The organism is Streptomyces sp. NPDC006552 (assembly GCF_040611655.1).
Lineage (GTDB): Bacteria > Actinomycetota > Actinomycetes > Streptomycetales > Streptomycetaceae > Streptomyces.
This window is the reverse complement of record NZ_JBEXOS010000037.1, coordinates 25,037-42,575: the sequence shown is the minus strand read 5'-3', so window position 1 is coordinate 42,575 and position 17,539 is coordinate 25,037. Positions and strand designations below refer to the sequence as shown.

The 17,539-nt window shown below is 69.7% G+C and carries 19 protein-coding genes; 2 read left to right on the top strand and 17 right to left on the bottom strand.

Features of this window, described 5'->3' with window-relative positions:
• The first annotated feature begins 56 nt into the window (after nucleotides 1-56).
• Nucleotides 57-890, top strand: coding sequence for a hypothetical protein (locus ABZY33_RS21575; RefSeq protein WP_356493232.1), 834 nt, complete (start codon nucleotides 57-59; stop codon nucleotides 888-890).
• A gap of 79 nt (nucleotides 891-969) precedes the next feature.
• On the opposite strand, the gene ABZY33_RS21570 is transcribed toward ABZY33_RS21575, so the two are convergent.
• From ABZY33_RS21570 to rpsB, 5 genes are all read right to left on the bottom strand, one after another.
• On the bottom strand, nucleotides 970-2,181 hold the full coding sequence (locus tag ABZY33_RS21570) for a phosphatidate cytidylyltransferase (protein ID WP_356493231.1): 1,212 nt from the start codon (nucleotides 2,179-2,181) through the stop codon (nucleotides 970-972).
• Between the two features lie 32 nt (nucleotides 2,182-2,213).
• Nucleotides 2,214-2,771: a ribosome recycling factor gene (frr, locus tag ABZY33_RS21565; RefSeq protein ID WP_356493230.1), complete on the bottom strand. Its 558-nt coding sequence runs from the start codon at nucleotides 2,769-2,771 to the stop codon at nucleotides 2,214-2,216.
• Nucleotides 2,772-2,936: 165 nt separating this feature from the next.
• Entirely contained in the window at nucleotides 2,937-3,707 is a 771-nt protein-coding gene (pyrH, locus tag ABZY33_RS21560) for a UMP kinase (protein ID WP_356493229.1), read from the bottom strand.
• Nucleotides 3,708-3,886: 179 nt separating this feature from the next.
• The gene (gene tsf / locus ABZY33_RS21555) at nucleotides 3,887-4,723 is read right to left on the bottom strand and encodes a translation elongation factor Ts (RefSeq protein WP_356493228.1); all 837 of its coding nucleotides are present in this window, start codon (nucleotides 4,721-4,723) and stop codon (nucleotides 3,887-3,889) included.
• Between the two features lie 117 nt (nucleotides 4,724-4,840).
• The gene (gene rpsB / locus ABZY33_RS21550; RefSeq protein WP_356493227.1) at nucleotides 4,841-5,764 is read right to left on the bottom strand and encodes a 30S ribosomal protein S2; all 924 of its coding nucleotides are present in this window, start codon (nucleotides 5,762-5,764) and stop codon (nucleotides 4,841-4,843) included.
• A 380-nt stretch (nucleotides 5,765-6,144) separates the two neighbouring features.
• Here rpsB and ABZY33_RS21545 point away from each other — a divergent pair, with 380 nt between their 5' ends.
• The gene (locus ABZY33_RS21545; RefSeq protein ID WP_356493265.1) at nucleotides 6,145-6,867 is read left to right on the top strand and encodes a M23 family metallopeptidase; all 723 of its coding nucleotides are present in this window, start codon (nucleotides 6,145-6,147) and stop codon (nucleotides 6,865-6,867) included.
• A gap of 596 nt (nucleotides 6,868-7,463) precedes the next feature.
• On the opposite strand, the gene ABZY33_RS21540 is transcribed toward ABZY33_RS21545, so the two are convergent.
• From ABZY33_RS21540 to rplS, 12 genes are all read right to left on the bottom strand, one after another.
• Nucleotides 7,464-8,021: a helix-turn-helix domain-containing protein gene (locus tag ABZY33_RS21540; RefSeq protein ID WP_356493264.1), complete on the bottom strand. Its 558-nt coding sequence runs from the start codon at nucleotides 8,019-8,021 to the stop codon at nucleotides 7,464-7,466.
• Nucleotides 8,022-8,182: 161 nt separating this feature from the next.
• Nucleotides 8,183-9,022: an RNA polymerase sigma factor WhiG gene (gene whiG / locus ABZY33_RS21535; RefSeq protein WP_356493226.1), complete on the bottom strand. Its 840-nt coding sequence runs from the start codon at nucleotides 9,020-9,022 to the stop codon at nucleotides 8,183-8,185.
• Between the two features lie 363 nt (nucleotides 9,023-9,385).
• Nucleotides 9,386-10,567 (bottom strand): DNA-processing protein DprA, encoded by a 1,182-nt coding sequence (dprA, locus tag ABZY33_RS21530; protein WP_356493225.1) that lies wholly within the window; start codon nucleotides 10,565-10,567, stop codon nucleotides 9,386-9,388.
• Entirely contained in the window at nucleotides 10,564-12,174 is a 1,611-nt protein-coding gene (locus tag ABZY33_RS21525; RefSeq protein WP_356493224.1) for a YifB family Mg chelatase-like AAA ATPase, read from the bottom strand. The genes dprA and ABZY33_RS21525 overlap by 4 nt, the downstream gene beginning before the upstream one ends.
• Nucleotides 12,174-12,533 carry a YraN family protein gene (locus ABZY33_RS21520; protein ID WP_356493263.1) on the bottom strand — a complete coding sequence of 120 codons (360 nt, stop codon included), beginning with the start codon at nucleotides 12,531-12,533 and terminating at the stop codon, nucleotides 12,174-12,176. The genes ABZY33_RS21525 and ABZY33_RS21520 overlap by 1 nt, the downstream gene beginning before the upstream one ends.
• A gap of 174 nt (nucleotides 12,534-12,707) precedes the next feature.
• Nucleotides 12,708-13,016: a DUF2469 domain-containing protein gene (locus ABZY33_RS21515; protein WP_005311352.1), complete on the bottom strand. Its 309-nt coding sequence runs from the start codon at nucleotides 13,014-13,016 to the stop codon at nucleotides 12,708-12,710.
• 55 nt (nucleotides 13,017-13,071) lie between these two features.
• Nucleotides 13,072-13,581 (bottom strand): NUDIX hydrolase, encoded by a 510-nt coding sequence (locus ABZY33_RS21510; RefSeq protein WP_356493223.1) that lies wholly within the window; start codon nucleotides 13,579-13,581, stop codon nucleotides 13,072-13,074.
• The gene (gene lepB, locus ABZY33_RS21505; RefSeq protein WP_356493222.1) at nucleotides 13,574-14,314 is read right to left on the bottom strand and encodes a signal peptidase I; all 741 of its coding nucleotides are present in this window, start codon (nucleotides 14,312-14,314) and stop codon (nucleotides 13,574-13,576) included. Before lepB (ABZY33_RS21505) ends, ABZY33_RS21510 begins: the two co-directional genes overlap by 8 nt.
• A gap of 90 nt (nucleotides 14,315-14,404) precedes the next feature.
• A complete protein-coding gene (gene lepB / locus ABZY33_RS21500; RefSeq protein WP_356493221.1) occupies nucleotides 14,405-15,382 on the bottom strand; it encodes a signal peptidase I in 978 nt (325 codons plus the stop codon).
• Nucleotides 15,270-16,394, bottom strand: a complete 1,125-nt coding sequence (gene lepB, locus ABZY33_RS21495; RefSeq protein WP_356493220.1) for a signal peptidase I — start codon at nucleotides 16,392-16,394, stop codon at nucleotides 15,270-15,272. The genes lepB (ABZY33_RS21500) and lepB (ABZY33_RS21495) overlap by 113 nt, the downstream gene beginning before the upstream one ends.
• Complete coding sequence (lepB, locus tag ABZY33_RS21490) at nucleotides 16,378-17,082, bottom strand: signal peptidase I (RefSeq protein ID WP_356493219.1); 705 nt, start codon at nucleotides 17,080-17,082, stop codon at nucleotides 16,378-16,380. Before lepB (ABZY33_RS21490) ends, lepB (ABZY33_RS21495) begins: the two co-directional genes overlap by 17 nt.
• Nucleotides 17,083-17,148: 66 nt before the next feature.
• Nucleotides 17,149-17,499 carry a 50S ribosomal protein L19 gene (gene rplS / locus ABZY33_RS21485; protein ID WP_356493218.1) on the bottom strand — a complete coding sequence of 117 codons (351 nt, stop codon included), beginning with the start codon at nucleotides 17,497-17,499 and terminating at the stop codon, nucleotides 17,149-17,151.
• Between the last annotated feature and the right edge of the window lie 40 nt (nucleotides 17,500-17,539).

Below are 17,539 nucleotides of genomic sequence, written 5' to 3'. Positions count from 1 at the left end.
GAGAATCCGCCCGCTGCCGGTGACAACCATCATGATCCGCTGGCACTATCCCGCGCATGACACTGCTCACGGTCGCCCTTTCCGGGAAGTTCATACCGGACACTTGCACGAAGGGACCTGGAGACTGGAATCCCATCGGCTCCGCCGAATCTCTCAGCGCGTTCTGCGGAATCTTCGCCGGCTTCGTGTTTTCCGGTGTGGTGATGGTCATCGGCCAGAAGAACGCGGCGGGCAGTGACGGGCATGCGTCCCGCGGCCTACGCCTGCTGTTACCCAGCTTCTTCGGGCTTGCGATCGCCGCCTACTTGTACGCACTGACCTCCGGCGAACTGGTGTGCAAGCGGGCCTTGGTCGAGCAGCTGTTCGCTGGAGCCATTCTGGCCGCCGACGCAATCGTCGTGATCGCCGGCCTGGCTTGGCTACTTCTGGCGTATGAACGTAATTCCCACGGCGAGGTGCGTTTTTTCCGCAGGCTCATCCTGGTCGCAGCGATCTTTGTGTTGCTGATGCTGGCGGTGTCTTCGGTCGGTTTTCACAACACGTGGACGAATCGCTCCGCAGCACCGGAAGCAGACTGGATGGCGTGGGGGACATTCGGCGTACTGGTGGCGGGAGTGGTTCTCCTGTGGCGGCGCAAAGTCCCCCCGTCCCCACCAGGGGCTGTCGCGGACTGGGAACATGCGCATTACCTCAATCGGCATGTCACTGTCTCAGCCTGGCTCACCTTGATCATCAGTGGAATTCTGGCCGCCCTGAGCGCAGTCTTCGTCAGCGTCCCCTATGACAAGCTGGATCTGTCGAGAGGGTTGGTCTACACCATGAGTGAAGCGGCCCTCGTCGTCCCCGCCCTGATTGTCGTCGGCGCGATCCGTGCGCTGCCCCGGTCCTGACGAGCCGAAGATCTCACGACAACGGGCCCCCACCTCAGCGGCAGGGGCCCGTCGCGCATGAGCAAAATGCGGGGCGAGGTCAGGACCCCACGAAGAGCACCAGCAGCAACCACACCACCGGCGCCGTTGGCAGCAGGGAGTCGAGGCGGTCCATGATTCCGCCGTGCCCGGGGAGCAGCGTGCCCATGTCCTTGATGCCGAGGTCCCGCTTGATCATGGACTCGCCGAGGTCACCGAGGGTCGCGCTGGCCGCGACACAGGCACCCATGACGAGCCCCTGCCACCAGCTCCCGTCGTCGATCAGGAACTGCATGCAGAGCACGCCCGCCACCATCGCGAACGTCACCGCGCCGACCAGCCCCTCGCGGGTCTTGCCGGGGCTGATGCGCGGCGCGAGCTTGTGCCTGCCGAACCGCCAGCCGATCGCGTACGCCCCGGTGTCGCTGACCACGGTGAGGATCAGGAAGGTCAGGACGCGCCAGGCACCGTCGTCCGCGGTGAGCATCATCGCGACGAACGTCGCGAGGAACGGCACGTAGAACGCGGCGAAGACACCCGCCGTGACGTCCTTCAGGTAGCCCTCGGGCGGCTCGGTCATCCGCCACACCAGGACGGCGAGCGCGGTCAGGGCCATCGCCACCCAGGCGCCCTCGGCGCCCCGGACGTAGCCGGCGACGACCATCGCGGCCCCGCCGACGGCGAGCGGCACGAGCGGCGCCTTGATGGCCTTGCGCTCCTCCAGCCGCGACGTCAGCTCCCACAGGCCGACGACGACGGCGACCGCTATGACGCCGACGAAGACCGCCTTGACAATGAAGAGCGACGCCACGATCACCACACCGAGCCCGACGCCGACTCCTATGGCCGCCCCCAGGTCCCGGCCCGCGCTCTTCTTCGGCTGCTGCGCCGGGGACGGCGCCTGCGGCTGCGGCTGAGACTGCGGCTGCGGCTGCGGCTGCGAAGGAGCGGCCGGGGCGGGTTGCGCGGCGCCGGGCATCGGCTCCCGCGGCGTATGCGGCGGCTGCGGGGTCGTCTCGTCGCGGAACAGGGGGCCGCTCAGCCGAGCGGCCCCTCGGTCCTCCTGGTCCCCGTCACCGCCACCGGCGGGCACGTCAGGCATATCGGGCACGATGGGCATGGGCCGAGTCTCCTCAACCGTGTGCCGTTCATACGCGGGACCCGCCGGAGCGCGCCCCTGGTCGTACGCGGGTCCCTGCCCGTAGGCGGGCCCGTGGGCGGAAGGCCCCCAGTGCCCGGGCCCGGACGGCGCCCCCCAGGAAGAGTCGTTCACGGATTCCTCGAACCTCGATGTTCCGCGCTCACTCAGACTTCGAGCAGCTCGGCTTCCTTGTGCTTGAGCAGCTCGTCCACCTGGGTCACGTACTTGGCGGTGGTGTCGTCCAGCTCCTTCTCGCCGCGACGGCCCTCGTCCTCGCCGATGTCGCCGTCCTTGATCGCCTTGTCGATGGCGTCCTTGGCCTTGCGGCGGACCGAACGGATGGAGACCTTGCTGTCCTCCGCCTTGGTCTTGGCGACCTTGATGTAGTCGCGGCGGCGCTCCTCGGTGAGCTCGGGGAACGTCACTCGAATGATGCTGCCGTCGTTGCTCGGGTTGACGCCCAGGTCGGAGTCGCGGATCGCCTGCTCGATGTTACGCAGCGCGCTCTTGTCGAACGGGGTCACCACGGCCATCCGCGGCTCGGGCACCGAGAACGAGGCCAGCTGGTTGATCGGCGTCAGCGCACCGTAGTAGTCCGCCACGATCTTGTTGAACATCGCCGGGTGCGCACGACCGGTGCGGATCGCGGCGAAGTCCTCCTTGGCGACGACGACGGCCTTCTCCATCTTCTCCTCGGCCTCGAGGAGGGTCTCTTCGATCACCACTTGCTCCTGCGTGTCTTGAGTGAGGCCCGGCTTGCACGGGGCGGCCGGCTGCGTCGCGTGTCTGTTTCCCGCGCGGTTTCCTGCGTGTCCTGCGGTGTCCTTGCACGGTGTCCGACCGGCAGGACATTGTCCATCCCTCGCGGGGCGGTACGGACGTGTGGGTCAGGCGCGGGTGCCCTGGTCGCCCACGAGCGTGCCGATCTTCTCACCCTTGACGGCCCGGGCGATATTGCCCGACGTCAGCAGCTCGAAGACGAGAATGGGCAGCTTGTTGTCGCGGCACAGGGTGATCGCGGTCATGTCGGCGACCTTCAGGTCGCGGGTGATGACCTCGCTGTAGCTGAGCGCGTCGAACTTGACGGCCTCGGGGTTGGTCTTCGGGTCCGAGTCGTAGACGCCGTCCACGCCGTTCTTGCCCATGAGCAGCGCCTCGGCGTGGATCTCCAGGGCGCGCTGCGCGGCGGTGGTGTCGGTGGAGAAGTACGGCATGCCCATGCCGGCGCCGAAGATGACGACGCGGCCCTTCTCCAGGTGACGTACGGCGCGCAGCGGGATGTACGGCTCGGCGACCTGGCCCATCGTGATGGCGGTCTGGACGCGGCTGTCGATGCCCTCCTTCTCCAGGAAGTCCTGGAGGGCCAGGCAGTTCATGACCGTGCCTAGCATGCCCATGTAGTCGGAGCGGGCCCGGTCCATGCCGCGCTGCTGCAGCTCCGCGCCACGGAAGAAGTTGCCGCCGCCGATGACGACGGCGATCTGCGCTCCGCCGCGGACGACGGCCGCGATCTCCCGGGCGATGGCGTGCACCACGTCGGGGTCGACACCCAGACCCCCGCCCCCGGCGAACGCCTCGCCGGACAGCTTCAGCAGAAAGCGGCCCGCGCCTTTGCCGTCGTCGCTCTTGTCGCCGTTGCCGGCCTGGGTGGTGGTCATGGTTTCTCGCCTCTTTACTTGGCACACATACAAAGAAGGCCACTGCCGGTGGGGTGTTCGCATCCCATGCGCGGCAATGGCCTCCTCGTCACATCTGCGGTCGCCCGGCGCGTACCCGGGCGACTGCTGTCGACCCTAGCGGGGTCTCGCGGCTGTCGCGTACGGAGTCACGTACGGACTCAGATGCCAACCTTGATGCGCGCGAAGCGCTTCAGGGTGACACCGGCCTCCTGGAGGACCTTCTCGACGGACTTCTTGTTGTCGAGGGCGTACGGCTGACCGAGCAGCGTGGCCTCCTTGAAGAAGCCGTTGACGCGACCCTCGACGATCTTCGGGAGCGCGGCCTCGGGCTTGCCCTCGGCGCGGGTGGTCTCCTCGGCGACGCGACGCTCGGACTCGACGACCTCGGCCGGGACGTCCTCGCGGGAGAGGTACTTCGGCGCGAACGCGGCGATGTGCTGGGCGACACCCTTGGCGATCTCGGCGTTCTCCTTGTCGAGCTCGACGAGGACACCGATCTGCGGGGGCAGGTCAGGCATGGTGCGGTGCATGTACGCGGTGACGTAACCGTCGCTGAACTGCGCGAAGCGGTCCAGGACGATCTTCTCGCCGAGGGTGGCGTTGGCCTCGTCGACGAAGGCCTGGACGGTCTTGCCGGCCTCGATCTCGGAGGAGAGCAGCGCCTGGATGTCGGCCGGGTTCGTCTGGGCGACGTGCGCGGCGAGCTGGTTCGCCACCGCCTGGAACTTCTCGCCCTTGGCGACGAAGTCCGTCTCACACTTCAGCTCGACGATGACACCGGAGGTGTTGTCGTCGGCGATGAGGGAGACGACGGCACCGTTCTCGGCGGAACGGCCCTCGCGCTTGGCGACGCCCTTCTGACCCTTGATGCGCAGGGCCTCGACGGCCTTGTCGACACTGCCGTCGGCCTCGTCGAGCGCCTTCTTGCAGTCCATCATGCCGGCGCCCGTGAGCTCGCGGAGCTTCTTGACGTCAGCGGCGGTGTAGTTCGCCATGATCCTGGTTTTCTCTCTACGAAGTCTGAAGACGAAGGTCACGGGTGGACGGCGGGGGCCGCTGGGGCCCCCGCCGTCACCTCATGCAACCGGTGTTGATCCCGGTACCCGTACGGGTCAGGCCTGCTCGGCGTCCGCGGCCGGAGCCTCGGTGGCCTCGGCCTCGGCGGCGGGCGCCTCGGCGGCGGGGGCCTCGTCGGCCGGAGCCTCAGGCGCAGCAGCCTCGGCGGCCGGGGCCTCCGCGGGCTTCTCGTCGGCCTTCTTCTCGCCCTCGAGCAGGTCGCGCTCCCACTCGGCGAGCGGCTCGGCGGCGGCCTTCTCGCCCGGCTTCTGGTCGCCGGTCGCAGCGCCGGAGCGGGCGATGAGGCCCTCGGCGACGGCGTCGGCGATCACGCGGGTGAGCAGCGTGACGGAGCGGATCGCGTCGTCGTTGCCCGGGATCTTGTAGTCGACCTCGTCGGGGTCGCAGTTGGTGTCGAGGATGGCGACGACCGGAATGTTGAGCTTCCGGGCCTCACCGACCGCGATGTGCTCCTTCTTGGTGTCCACGATCCAGACGGCGCTGGGCACCTTGGACATCTCGCGGATACCACCGAGGGTCTTCTCCAGCTTGGCCTTCTCGCGCGAGAGCACGAGAAGCTCCTTCTTGGTGAGACCCGACGCGGCGACGTCCTCGAAGTCGATCTGCTCGAGCTCCTTGAGGCGCTGCAGACGCTTGTAGACGGTCGAGAAGTTGGTGAGCATGCCGCCCAGCCAGCGCTGGTTCACGTAGGGCATGCCGACGCGGGTCGCCTGCTCGGCGATCGCCTCCTGCGCCTGCTTCTTCGTGCCGACGAACATGACCGTGCCGCCGTGGGCGACGGTCTCCTTGACGAACTCGTAGGCGCGGTCGATGTACGACAGCGACTGGAGCAGGTCGATGATGTAGATGCCGTTGCGCTCCGTGAAGATGAAACGCTTCATCTTCGGGTTCCAACGACGGGTCTGGTGACCGAAGTGGACGCCGCTTTCCAGCAGCTCCCGCATCGTGACGACGGCCATGGCCGTACTCCTTGTGTGTTCTCGGTTGTTTCCTGACGCCCCGGGGCGCGCCTGCCACGTACGTGAGTACGGGACCGAAAGACGCTGACACGAACGGTGAGGCTCGGTGTCGGGGCGTGCGAAGTCGATCCGGTGGCCCGGATCGCCACATGAAGTGTACGGGACCCGCGAGGCAGGGGGTGACGCCCCTGTCCACAACCGGTCGGTAGTCCACGGTTCCAGGCCATGATCCGCCGGACTCCGCCGGAGCGAGGATCGTCTCCGCCATGGGAAAACTACTCAGCGTTACGTGGTGGGCGGGGCCGGCGCGGTGGGCCCGCACGCCGAGGCCGCCGCGCTCAAGCGCGGCCCGTGTCGCAGGTGCCTTGGCCGCCGGCGTCATCTGTGCCCTCGTCGGCGTCCTCACCGGGGTAGTCGGCAGCGGCGTCGCGTGGGGTGCGACACACGGCGCCGCGGATGCGGTCCACCACGCTACGGGGCACGGCGACGCCCGGTTCTGGCCCGTCGGCGACCGTCCGGCGGTGGTCCGTCCCTGGGCCCCGCCGACGACGCCCTACGGTCCTGGCCACCGCGGAGTCGACCTGTCCGCCCCCATCGGCGCCCCGGTCCGCACGGTCGCGGCGGGCCGGGTCTCCTTCGCCGGTGAGGTGGCGGGCCGGGGCGTGGTGACCGTGGAACTGACGGGCACGGGAGACCCGCCCCTGCGCACGACGTACGAACCGGTGACGGCGACGGTCGAGAAAGGCGATCGCGTGGCGCCGGGTGACCCGCTCGGAGTCCTCCAACTCCCTACGGGCCACTGCCCGCCCTCATCCCCCTCGTGCCTGCACTGGGGCCTCCTGAAAGGCGCGGTCTACCTGGACCCGCTCTCCCTGCTGGACCCGTCCCTGCTGCACGGACACCCGTCCCGGTTGCTGCCGGTGTGGGGGTGGGGCTCTCTGTGGGACGGGGGCTCTGTGTGGGGCGGGGGCCCTGTGTGGGGCGGGGGTTCCGTGCGGGGCTGGGGCCCAGTGTGGGGGCAGGGTTCGGCACGTGGCTTGGGCTCGGTGGGAAGTTCGGGGTCGATGGGAGGTTCTGGCTGGCGTGAGGCTGGGACTCGGTAGGAGGTTCGGGGTCGATGGGAGGTTCTGGCTGGCGTGCGGCTGGGGCTCGGTAGAAGGTTCGGGCTCGGTGGGAGGTTGAGACCGGACGCAAGGGTCAGGACCCGGCAGGTCCTAAGGCCCGGTCCGGCATTGGAGGCCGGTGGGAGGTTCGGCATCAGGGTGAGGTTGAGACCGGACGCCGGGGGCGGGGCCTGGCGTGGGCTTGGGGCCCGGTCCGGGACTGGGACCCGGTAGGAGGTTCGGGCCGAACGTGGAGGCTGGGGCGCGGTGGGAGATTGGGGCCCGGAGCGGGAGCGAGGCCCAGCACGAGGGGGCGGGGCCCGATCCCGGGTCTGGGGCCCGATCCCGGGTCTGGGGCCTGGCCCGGAGTCAGGGGCCTGGCCCGGAGTCAGGGGCCCGGTCCGGAGTCAGGGGCCCGGTCCGGAGTCAGGGGCCCGGTCCGGAGTCAGGGGCCCGGTCCGGGGTCTGGGCCCAGACCCAGAGCCAACGTCCGGCCCGGACTTAGTGCCCGGCCCGGGCTCAATGCCCGGCCCGCAGTCAGCGCCCGGCCCGGGTCGGAGATAGGCCAGAGACGAGAGGTTCGCCGGAACCCACCCCTAACCCCCCACGCCCCGCAACACCATCCCCACAGCCGCGTCCACGATCACGCCCGGATCCTCCGCGGCGCCGAACTCGATCCGCCGCACCGCCGCGTCCACCACGCCCTGCAACAACATCGCGGCCAACCTGGGCTGCTCGTGCCCCATCTCCCCGAGCGCCTCGACGATCATCGCGACGAGCCCGCCGTGCGCGGCGCGGATCTTCTCGCGCGCCCCCGCGTCCAGCTCGCTCGCCGAGATGGCGACCACGGCGCGATGCCGCCGGTCCCCGACCAGGGCCAGCTGCTCCCGCACATACGCCTCGACCTTGCCCTCGGGCGTCGCGGCCCGGGCCATCGCGCCCTCGACCTCCGCGGCCCAGACCGGGAAGTCGACCTCGCACAGCTCCTCGACCACGGCCGCGCGGGATTTGAAGTACTCGTACACGGACGACCGCGCGAGCCCCGTCCGCTCGGCCAGAGCGGGGAACGTCAGCGCCTCCGTCCCCCCTTCGGACAACAGGGAACGCGCAGCGTCCAGGAGGGCGCCGCGCTGCATCGACCGGTGCTCGGCCACAGAGGCCGCTCGAATCCTTGGCACAGCTCCACTTTACGGACGGGCCACCCGGGACGGGAGCCTCACCGGCCACCACGCACCCCGGCCACACAGGCCCGGCAGGGACGATTCACCACCAGCCACCGGCCACCGCTCACCGCTCACCGCTCACCGCTCACCGCTCACCGACCGAAACTGGCCAGCTTCGCCCTCAGCTGCAGCACCGACTTCGTGTGGATCTGACTGACCCGGCTCTCCGTGACCCCCAGCACGTTCCCGATCTCGGCGAGTGTCAGGCCCTCGTAGTAGTAGAGCGTCACGACGGTCTTCTCCCGCTCCGGCAGCGTGTTGATCGCCCGCGCCAGGAACCGCCGCAGCTCCCGGTCCTCCGCGACCTCCACCGGATTGTCCGCCGCCCGGTCCTCAAGGGTGTCCATGAGGCTGAGCCGGTCCCCGGCCTCGCCGCCGACGTGCAGCAACTCCTCCAGCGCCACCACGTTCGCCAGCGACAACTGGCTGAAAACGGCGTGCAGTTCCTCCAGCGCAACCCCCATCTCCGCGGCGACCTCGCCCTCGGAGGGGCTGCGCCGCAGCCTGGCCTCGAGCGTCGCGTAGGCCCGCTCCACATTGCGCGCCTTCTGCCGCACGGAGCGCGGGATCCAGTCCAGGGCGCGCAGCTCGTCGATCATCGCGCCCCGGATCCGGGTGATCGCGTACGTCTCGAACTTGATCTCGCGTCCGATGTCGAATTTCTCGATCGCGTCGATGAGCCCGAAGACACCGGACGAGACGAAGTCCGCCTGCTCCACATTGGGCGGCAGCCCCACGCTGACCCGGCCGGCGACATACTTCACCAGCGGCGAGTAGTGCAGGATCAGCTGCTCGCGCAGTCGCTCGTCACCGGTGGCCTTGTACGACCTCCACAGCTCCTCGAGTGAGGAGGGCGCGGGAGGCCGCACGTCGGAGCCGCGGGCGGCGGGGGGTACCGCTGCCCGGTCGGATCCGGAGGTGTGCTGTGGCATGCGCCGCCTTGTGCCGTTCTGCTGCGTACCGAGGGTGTCGGAGAGGGAGCCGGGGTGCCTGGCCTGAACTGTGGTCTCTGTAGTCGCTTTGCTGGTGAAGATGCCGTCATGCCCGTCTGGTGGTGACTGTTCCGGAACCGCCTGCCTGATCACGGATTGAGGGGACGAACCCGAATCCTGGTGAGCGTAGCGTGACTGGAGAGTCGCAGTGTGCGAAGGCTATGGGATCGTACGCGCGCAGATACGTTCCGTTGGGGGACTTGCGGGAGCGCTTCGGTTGCCGTACGTGACCGGGCCGGAGCCGCCAACTGCCGGAACTGTCAAGGTCATCGGGGGTTCATCCGTAAGGCGCAATACGCTGCGTCAGGGAACCCCTCCGTCCGAAATCACCGCGCGGATCGCCTGGCGTGTCAACTTCCAGCCCTCGCCGTGTCGTTCGACGAACCCCAACGAGCGCAGTTCGTACAACCTCCCGATCGTGTCGTCCGCGCTCGTCCCTGCCTCCCGGCCGATCTCCGCCACGGTGTGTGTCCCCCGCCCGGGCAGCGCGGCCAGGACGCGCGCCGTGGCCGGCGGCAGCAGATCGCGCGGCAGGACGGGGCCCCGGCGCTCCGGCGCCAGCTCCCCCATCGAACCGACCAGCTCGATGACCTCTTCGGCGTCGGTGACGAGCACGCCTTCCTTGCGCAGCAGTTCATGCACGCCGCCGGAGACACCGCTGGTCACCGGGCCCGGCACCCCCATCGCGTGCCGCCCCAGGCGCTGCGCCCAGCGAGCGGTGCCCAGCGCCCCGCTGCGGTAGGCCGCCTCGACGACGACCGTGCCTCTGGTGAGGGCGGCGATCACGCGGTTCCGCAGGATGAAGCGGCTGGGCGTCGGATGGTCGCCTGGTGGCAACTCGCCGATCACGAGTCCCTGTTCCGCGATCCTGTCGATCAACTGGGTGTGGCCGCGCGGATATACCCGGTCGACTCCGCAGGCGAGGACCGCGACGGTGGCCCCCGCGGCGCCGAGCGCCCCGCGGTGCGCCGCCGCGTCGATGCCGTACGCACCCCCGGAGACGACGACCCAGCCGCGCTCGGCCAGGCCGGCCCCGAGGCTCGCGCTCATCCGGACCCCGTAGTCCGTGCACGCCCGCGCGCCGACGACGGCCACCGAGCGCAGCGCCCACATCCGCAGGTTCACCCCGCCCCGCACCCACAACCCGACCGGCCGTTCGTCCCCCAGGTCGTCCAACTGCCCGGGCCACTCGGCATCCCCCGGGCACACGAACCGCACCCCGAGCTTCTCCATGCGCGCCAAGTCCCGCTCGGCGGGCGGTGCTTCGCGGGCCCGCGCGAGGAGCCCGGCCCAGCGCTCGGCCCGCACCCCCGGCAACGGCGGCGGGCCCTCCGCCTTCTCCTCGGCCCCGTCGATGCGCCGCACGGTCTCCACGGGCCCGAACTCCCTGAGCCAGCGGCCGGCCACGGCCCAGCCCGGCTCGACGATCCGGGTCAGCCGGGCCCGTGCGAGCCGTACCACTTCGGGGACGCGCGCCGGGGTCACGAGACGGCTCCGATGGTCATCGGGACCCCGCGCGAGATGCCGGTCCGCAGCTGCAACGCGAGCGCCACGTCTTGCGCGAAGGGCCGGTCGTGTCCGGCGAGGTCGGCCACGGTCCAGGCGACGCGGAGAACCCGGTCGAGCCCGCGTGCGGTCAGGAACCCGCGCTCCAGGTCCGCCTCGGCCTCGTCCAGGGCTCCGGGCATGGCGGGCCACCGGGTGCGCAGGGCGTGTCCCGGCACTTCGCTGTTGGTCCGCCACGGCGTGTCCGCGAACCGGGCCACCGCCCGCTCCCGGGCCGCCCGCACCCGGTCGGCGACGACTTGGGTGCTCTCTCCACGTGGCGCGTAACCGGACAGTTCGCTGCGGGTGACCGCGTCCACTTCGACCCGCAGGTCGACCCGGTCGAGGAGCGGCCCGGAGAGCCGGGCCTGATAGCGGCGCACGGTGGCGGCCGGGCAGTCGCACTCGCCCCCGTGCACCCGGTACTGCCCGCACGGGCAGGGGTTCGCGGCGAGCGCCATCAGGAAGCGCGCGGGCAGCCGCACCACCCCGGCGCTACGGGCGATCACCACCTGTCCCGCTTCGAGCGGCTGGCGTAGGGCATCAAGGGCCTGGCTGCTGAATTCAGGCGCTTCGTCCAGAAAAAGTACCCCTCTGTGTGACAGAGAGACCGCTCCCGGCCGCGCGACGCCCGGCCCGCCACCGACCAGGGACTGCATGGTCGCCGAGTGGTGCGGCGCACAGTACGGCGCGGTGTCGATCATCGATGTGCCCGGCGGCAGCATGCCCGCCACCGAGTGGATCGCCGTGACCTCCAGCGACTCCATGCGGGTGAGCGGTGGCAGGACGGCCGGCAGCCGCTCGGCGAGCATCGTCTTGCCCGCGCCGGGCGGCCCCGAGAGCATCACGTGGTGTCCGCCCGCGGCGGCGACCTCGATCGCCGTGCGGGCCGATGTCTGGCCGACGACGTCCGCCAGATCGAGGGCCGGTCCCTCGTGCAGGAGTCCCGCGCCGGCGCCGCCGCCCGGCATGCTCAGGGCGGAGAGCATGGCGTCGGGGCGGCCTCGCTCGTCCGCTTCCTCGTCCGGCACCGGCTCGTCGGCGAGGACCGCGATGAGCTGGCGCAGGGTCCGCACGCCGAGCACGGAGACGCCCGGCACCAGCGTCGCCTCACCCGCCGTGCACTCGGGCACGACGACCTGCTCGTACCCCGCGTCCGCCGCGGCGAGAACGGCGGGCAGCACGCCCCGCACCGGGCGCACCCGCCCGTCGAGCCCCAGCTCCCCGATCATCACGATGTCGGCGAGGACCCGCGGGTCGATCCGCTCGGCGGCACCGAGCACTGCGCAAGCGACAGCGAGATCGAAACCCGAACCGCCTTTCGGTACGGACGCCGGGCTGAGGCCGACCGTCAGTTTCTTCTGCGGCCAGCCCGCCCCCGAGTTGACCACGGCGGCCCGCACCCGGTCGCGGCTCTCGATCAGACTCTTGTCCGGCAGCCCCACGAGCGTGAAGGCCGCGATACCCGGCTCCAGATCCGCCTGCACCTCGACGACGACGCCCTCGACCCCCACCAGCGCCACGGAACACGTACGCGCGAACCCCATCAGGCGGCCCCCCGCACATGCTCGACGCGCGCGGCGCCACGCTCCGGCAGCAGCACCCCGACCAGATCGATCCGGACGCCGCCGGGTGGCGCTCCCCCGTGCTCCTGGACCCAGCGCTCCGCGAGATCCCGCAGGCGTCGCGCCTTGATCGGGGTGATCGCGGCCATGGGGTGCTCGAAGACCCCGTCCCCTGCACCGCGCCCCCGACGGGTCTTGACCTCGCACACGACGATCGCGTCGCCCTCGCGGGCCACGATGTCGAGCTCACCCGTCCGTCCCGCTCGCCAGTTCCGCGCGAGCACCGTCATCCCGGCGTCGGTCAGCCGCCTCGCGGCCAGATCCTCGCCGTACTTCCCCATCGCGCCCCGTGCGTTCACGTCGGCACCACCTCCGACGCCCACGCTGACGCAGCGGCCGAACCGAAGTGGATCTTGGTGAACTACTCACGGGTTGTGGAAAACCCGGCCACTCACCGGAGGGTGACGAAGCGGATACTCAGCCGCCCGGCCGGCTACCGGCTCAGTCCGCAGGACTCAACTCCCCGGAAGCTCCAGATCGCTCTTGTTGAGTTCCTCGATGTTCACGTCCTTGAACGTGAGTACCCGCACCTGCTTCACGAAGCGCGCCGGCCGGTACATGTCCCACACCCAGGCATCCGCCATCGACACCTCGAAGAACACCTCACCCTGGACCGAATGCACCTGCATCTCGTAGTCGTTGGTGAGGTAGAAACGCCGCTCGGTCTCGATCACGTATTTGAACAGACCGACGACATCGCGGTACTCCCGGTAGAGCTTCAGCTCCATCTCGGTCTCGTACTTCTCGAGGTCCTCGGCACTCATGGCATGTTCCCCTTCAGCCGCGCGTCCCCCTATTGTGCGCCAGCCCCTGGAACCTCTAGACGATTTCCGTGTCGAGAACCAGCGGCCGGCTGGGAGGACCTTCGTCGAGCAGCCGGTGCAGCAGCTCGGCGAGTCTGGTCGGATACACCGTCTCATGCGCGTCGGCGAGTTCCCGGTACGTCCACCAGCGTGCTCCGGCGACGCTGCGACGCTCCAGGTCGGTCAGGCCTGTCGCGTTGATCTGCGGCCGCACCGTCGAGGAGGCCGTGCGTGCCAGGAAGTACCACTCGTCCTGGTCCCAGCGCCGCCCGTCGAAGGGAAAGGAGCAGACCCGCTGCCACAGCACGGGCCCCAGCTCCACGTCGGTGAGGCCCGTCTCCTCCGCGAGTTCGCGCAGCGCGGCCTCTTCCCGCGTCTCGTCGCCCTCCAGGCCGCCACCGGGCGTGAACCACCAGTCGTCGGCCTTGTCACCGGGCTCGTGCCCGTGCAACAGCAGGACGCGGTTCTCCGGGTCGAGCAGCACGACCCGGGCCACCCGGCGCAGTGCACGGCCGGATTCAGACACCGACCGGCTCCGAGGCCCTGGTGCGGGGGCGCCGGGCGCGTTTGGCAATGGGGCCGTACGCGGCTCCGGCCAGCACCAGGACGGCGCCGGCGATCACCGTGGCCACGATGAGCCTGAGCGGGCCCGGCCGGGAGATCCCGCCGGGCAGCTCCTCGAAGCCGGTGGGCTTGGCCAGCATGCCGTCCATCGGCCAGGCCACCGCGTCCACGCGGGCCCGCACGGCACCGCGCTCCACCGAACCGTGGTCGGCGTCGCCGAGGTGGACGCTGGAGTCGAGGGAGCCGCTGCGCTCGTCGCCGAGGAGGAACAGCCGGCCCTCGGGCACGGTCGTGGACTTGATCCCGGTGAGCGAGGCGTTCGTATCGGCGGGCAGATACGGTTCTTCGATCTTTTTGCCGTTGACCGTCAGCTGTCCGTCCGTGCAGCAGGCGACCCGGTCACCGCCGATACCGACGACCCGCTTGACCATGGGCATGTCGCCCCAGGTCGCTTCCTGGAACACGACGACGTCACCGCGCTTCACGTCGCTGCCGTCGATCCGCTGGGCGAGGACCCGGTCGCCGGCGCCGATGGTCGGCGTCATCGAGTCGGTGGGCACTGTGTAGGGCTGGTAGACGATGGCGCCCCACACGAACCCGCCGAGGAACAGCACACAGCCGAGGGCCACGGCTATGCCCGACAGCATGCTGCCGGCCCGGCCGCGGCCCTCGCCCGTACGACGTGTCCTGCTCATCCCAGTTGCTCCCCGCGTTGGAGACATCGACCTTCGGTCCGGCCTCGGTGCGGCGCGGACCGTGGAAGATCGGCGATCTGGGACGGCACCCTACCTGTCGGTTTCGGTCGCAGAAACCCTGCTGTTTCCCTCGGTAAGGCGCTGGTTGATCTTGCGCCTGCGCCACAGGACCAGTGGCGCGGCACCCGCGAGTCCGAGCGCGCCCGGAACCGCGCCCGCGGCCGCGTTGATGCCCGACTGGTCGAAGGTGTCCGGCACGGGCAGTGTCGACCAGTGCGTGGGCGGCCAGGCGACGACGATGGCGCGGCCCACGACGTTGCCGACCGGCACGAAGCCGTTGTTCGCGTCGCTCTGGTGGTAGCGCGAGTCCATCGAGTCCTGGCGGTGGTCGCCCATGACCCAAACTTTGCCGTCGGGAACCTTCACCTTGAAGGTCCCACCCGCGTTGTCGGCACTGCACGGGGTGTTGCCGGGGTACACGTACGGCTCGCTGAGGGCCTTGCCGTTGACCTTGAGCGGGCCCGTGCCGTTGCACTCGACGGTGTCACCACCGACGCCGATGACGCGCTTGATGAGGTCCTTCTCGTCGGCGGACGGCATCAGGCCGACCCAGCTGAGGACCTTCTGCACCGCGTTCGGCTCCGCCGTGGGCTCGCCCTCCAGCCACCCGTCGGGGTCGTGGAAGACGATGACCTCGCCGCGCTCCGGCTCCGAGCCGAACCACGGAGTGAGCTTGTCGACGAGGACGCGGTCGCCGATCTGCAGCGTGTTCTCCATCGACGCCGACGGGATCGAGAACGCCTGGACCAGGAACGTCTTGATGACGAGCGCCAGGACGAGCGCGATGACGATGAGGAGCGGCAACTCCTTCCAGAAGGAGCGCGGCTTCTTCTGCCTGCTCCCGGCCTCGTCGCTGCCGGACCTCGCTTCGTCCGCGGTCACGGGCTCCACCGCGTCACCGTCCTCGGGAACGCGGTCCGTCACGGCCGGCCTCACCGCGTCGTCGGATCGCCCGGGCTGCTCTTCGGGTCCATGCCCTGACCGTGCGCCGACCGCCAAGTCCCCCACATCCACTCCTCACTCCGTGCCGCTGCCTGATCCCTACGCGATGCAGGCCCACCATTCCCATAACGAGCGGGAGTTCCGCAGGGGTCGGGAGGGGGATCGATCCGTCCGAATCCGGTGCGCTCGGATTCGGTCCGGTGCTGTTCGCGGTGGCCAGCCTATGCGACGTGGCAAGGGCGGCGGCCGATCCGTCGCCATGCGCGTCGGCCACCGCGGCGAACGTGTCCGGCTCGGCGAGCCCGGACCAGTGCCCGAAGGGCCATACGATCCAGCGGGCGCGGCCCACGACGGACTTCTCGGACACGGTCCCGTTGAATTTGTCGGCCAGGTGGTAGCGCGAGTCCGCCGAGTTGGCGCGGTGGTCCCCCATGACGAACAGCCGGCCCTCGGGCACCTTCACCGAGAAGTCGAACTTGGAGGGGGCGTTGCCCGGGTGGATGTACGCAGCCTCCTTCAGCGGGATGCCGTTGACCGTGACGCGGCCCTGCGCGTCACAGCACTTCACGGTGTCGCCCCCGACGCCGACGACCCGTTTGATCAGGTCGCGCTCATTGTCGGACGGCAGCAGTCCGATCCAGGTCAGACCCGCCTTGATCTGCTTGACCCCGACGGGGGCCTCCTTCGTGGGGCCGGCCTCCTGCTCCAGCCACTTGCCGGGGTCCCGGAAGACGACCACATCGCCGCGGTGCACCTCCGCGCCGAACCACGGTGTGAGCTTGTCGACGACGACCCGGTCACCGATCTTGATCGTCTGTTCCATGGAGCCCGACGGGATCACGAAGGCCTGCACGAGGAACGTCTTCAGGACAAGGGCGATGAGCAGAGCCACGCCTACGAGGAGAGGTATCTCCTTGATCGCGGAGCGCTGTCTGCGGCGCTTCACCTTGCGGGCCAGCTTGCGCCGCTCGGCCCGCCCTGGCAGGGCCGGGCCGCTGGTGGGCCGGGTCCCGGTGGGCAGCTGCTCGTCGGGGCCGGGGCCCGAGCGGTCCTTGCCGCGCCTACCCACGAGCGCCACCGGGGTTGGGCACGCGCGCGTAGAGGTCCGCACGCGACAAAGAGTGCCAGTGCCCGGCCGGCCAGGCGATCCACTGGGCCTTGCCGATCACCTGGTCGACGGGGACGAAGCCGCCGCCGGGAGCGCCCAGGTAGTCACGGGAGTCCCGGGAGTCGCTGCGGTGGTCGCCGAGCAGAAAGAGGGTGCCGTCGGGAACTTTGATGTCGAAGGGCACTTCCGAAGGCGCGTCTCCGGCGTGCAGCACGGGACGCTCGTTCACGGACTGCCCGTTCACCTCGATCGTCCCCTTGCTGTCGCAGCAGACCACGTGGTCTCCCCCTGTGCCGACAACGCGCTTGACGTAGTCGGCGTCCCCGAAGTACCCGCTTCCGTCGAAGACGACCACGTCACCGCGGCCCGGTTCGGCACCAAAACGGTACGCCAACTTATTTACGAGAACGCGGTCACCGACCCTCAATGTGCTCTCCATGGAGCCGCTGGGGATCTGGAAGGGCTGCATGACGAAGACGCTGACGGCCAACAAGAACGCCATGCAGACGAGCAGGGTGAGAGTGAGGCGACCGCCCGGCAGCCAGGAGAGGACGCCGGACAGCGCAGAGGAGCGCGACCGGTCCTCCTCGCCCGCTGCGGTGTGCTCCGGGGGCTCGGAGGAGCGATCGCGCTCCACGTGTCGTGCTTCGGTGTCCATCGAGGCCAGATGCTATCCGGCCGTGCTGTGACGCCGTCCGCGAGAGGGACTCTCGCGTGCGCGAGATCAGTTCTCGCGCTTCTCCTTGATCTTCGCGGCCTTGCCGCGCAGCTCGCGCAGGTAGTAGAGCTTGGCGCGACGGACGTCACCGCGGGTCACGAGCTCGATCTTCTCGACGATCGGCGTGTGCACCGGGAAGGTGCGCTCGACGCCGACGGAGAAGGAGACCTTGCGGACCGTGAAGGTCTCGCGGACACCGGCGCCCTGGCGGCGGATGACGACGCCCTTGAACTGCTGCACACGGGAGCGGTTGCCCTCGATGACGCGGACGTGGACGTTGACGGTGTCACCCGGGCGGAAGGCCGGGAGGTCGCTGCGGAGCGACGCGGCGTCGACGGAGTCGAGCAGGTGAGTCATGATCGTCTGCTTTCTTCACCGATGCCACAGGTCATCGGCG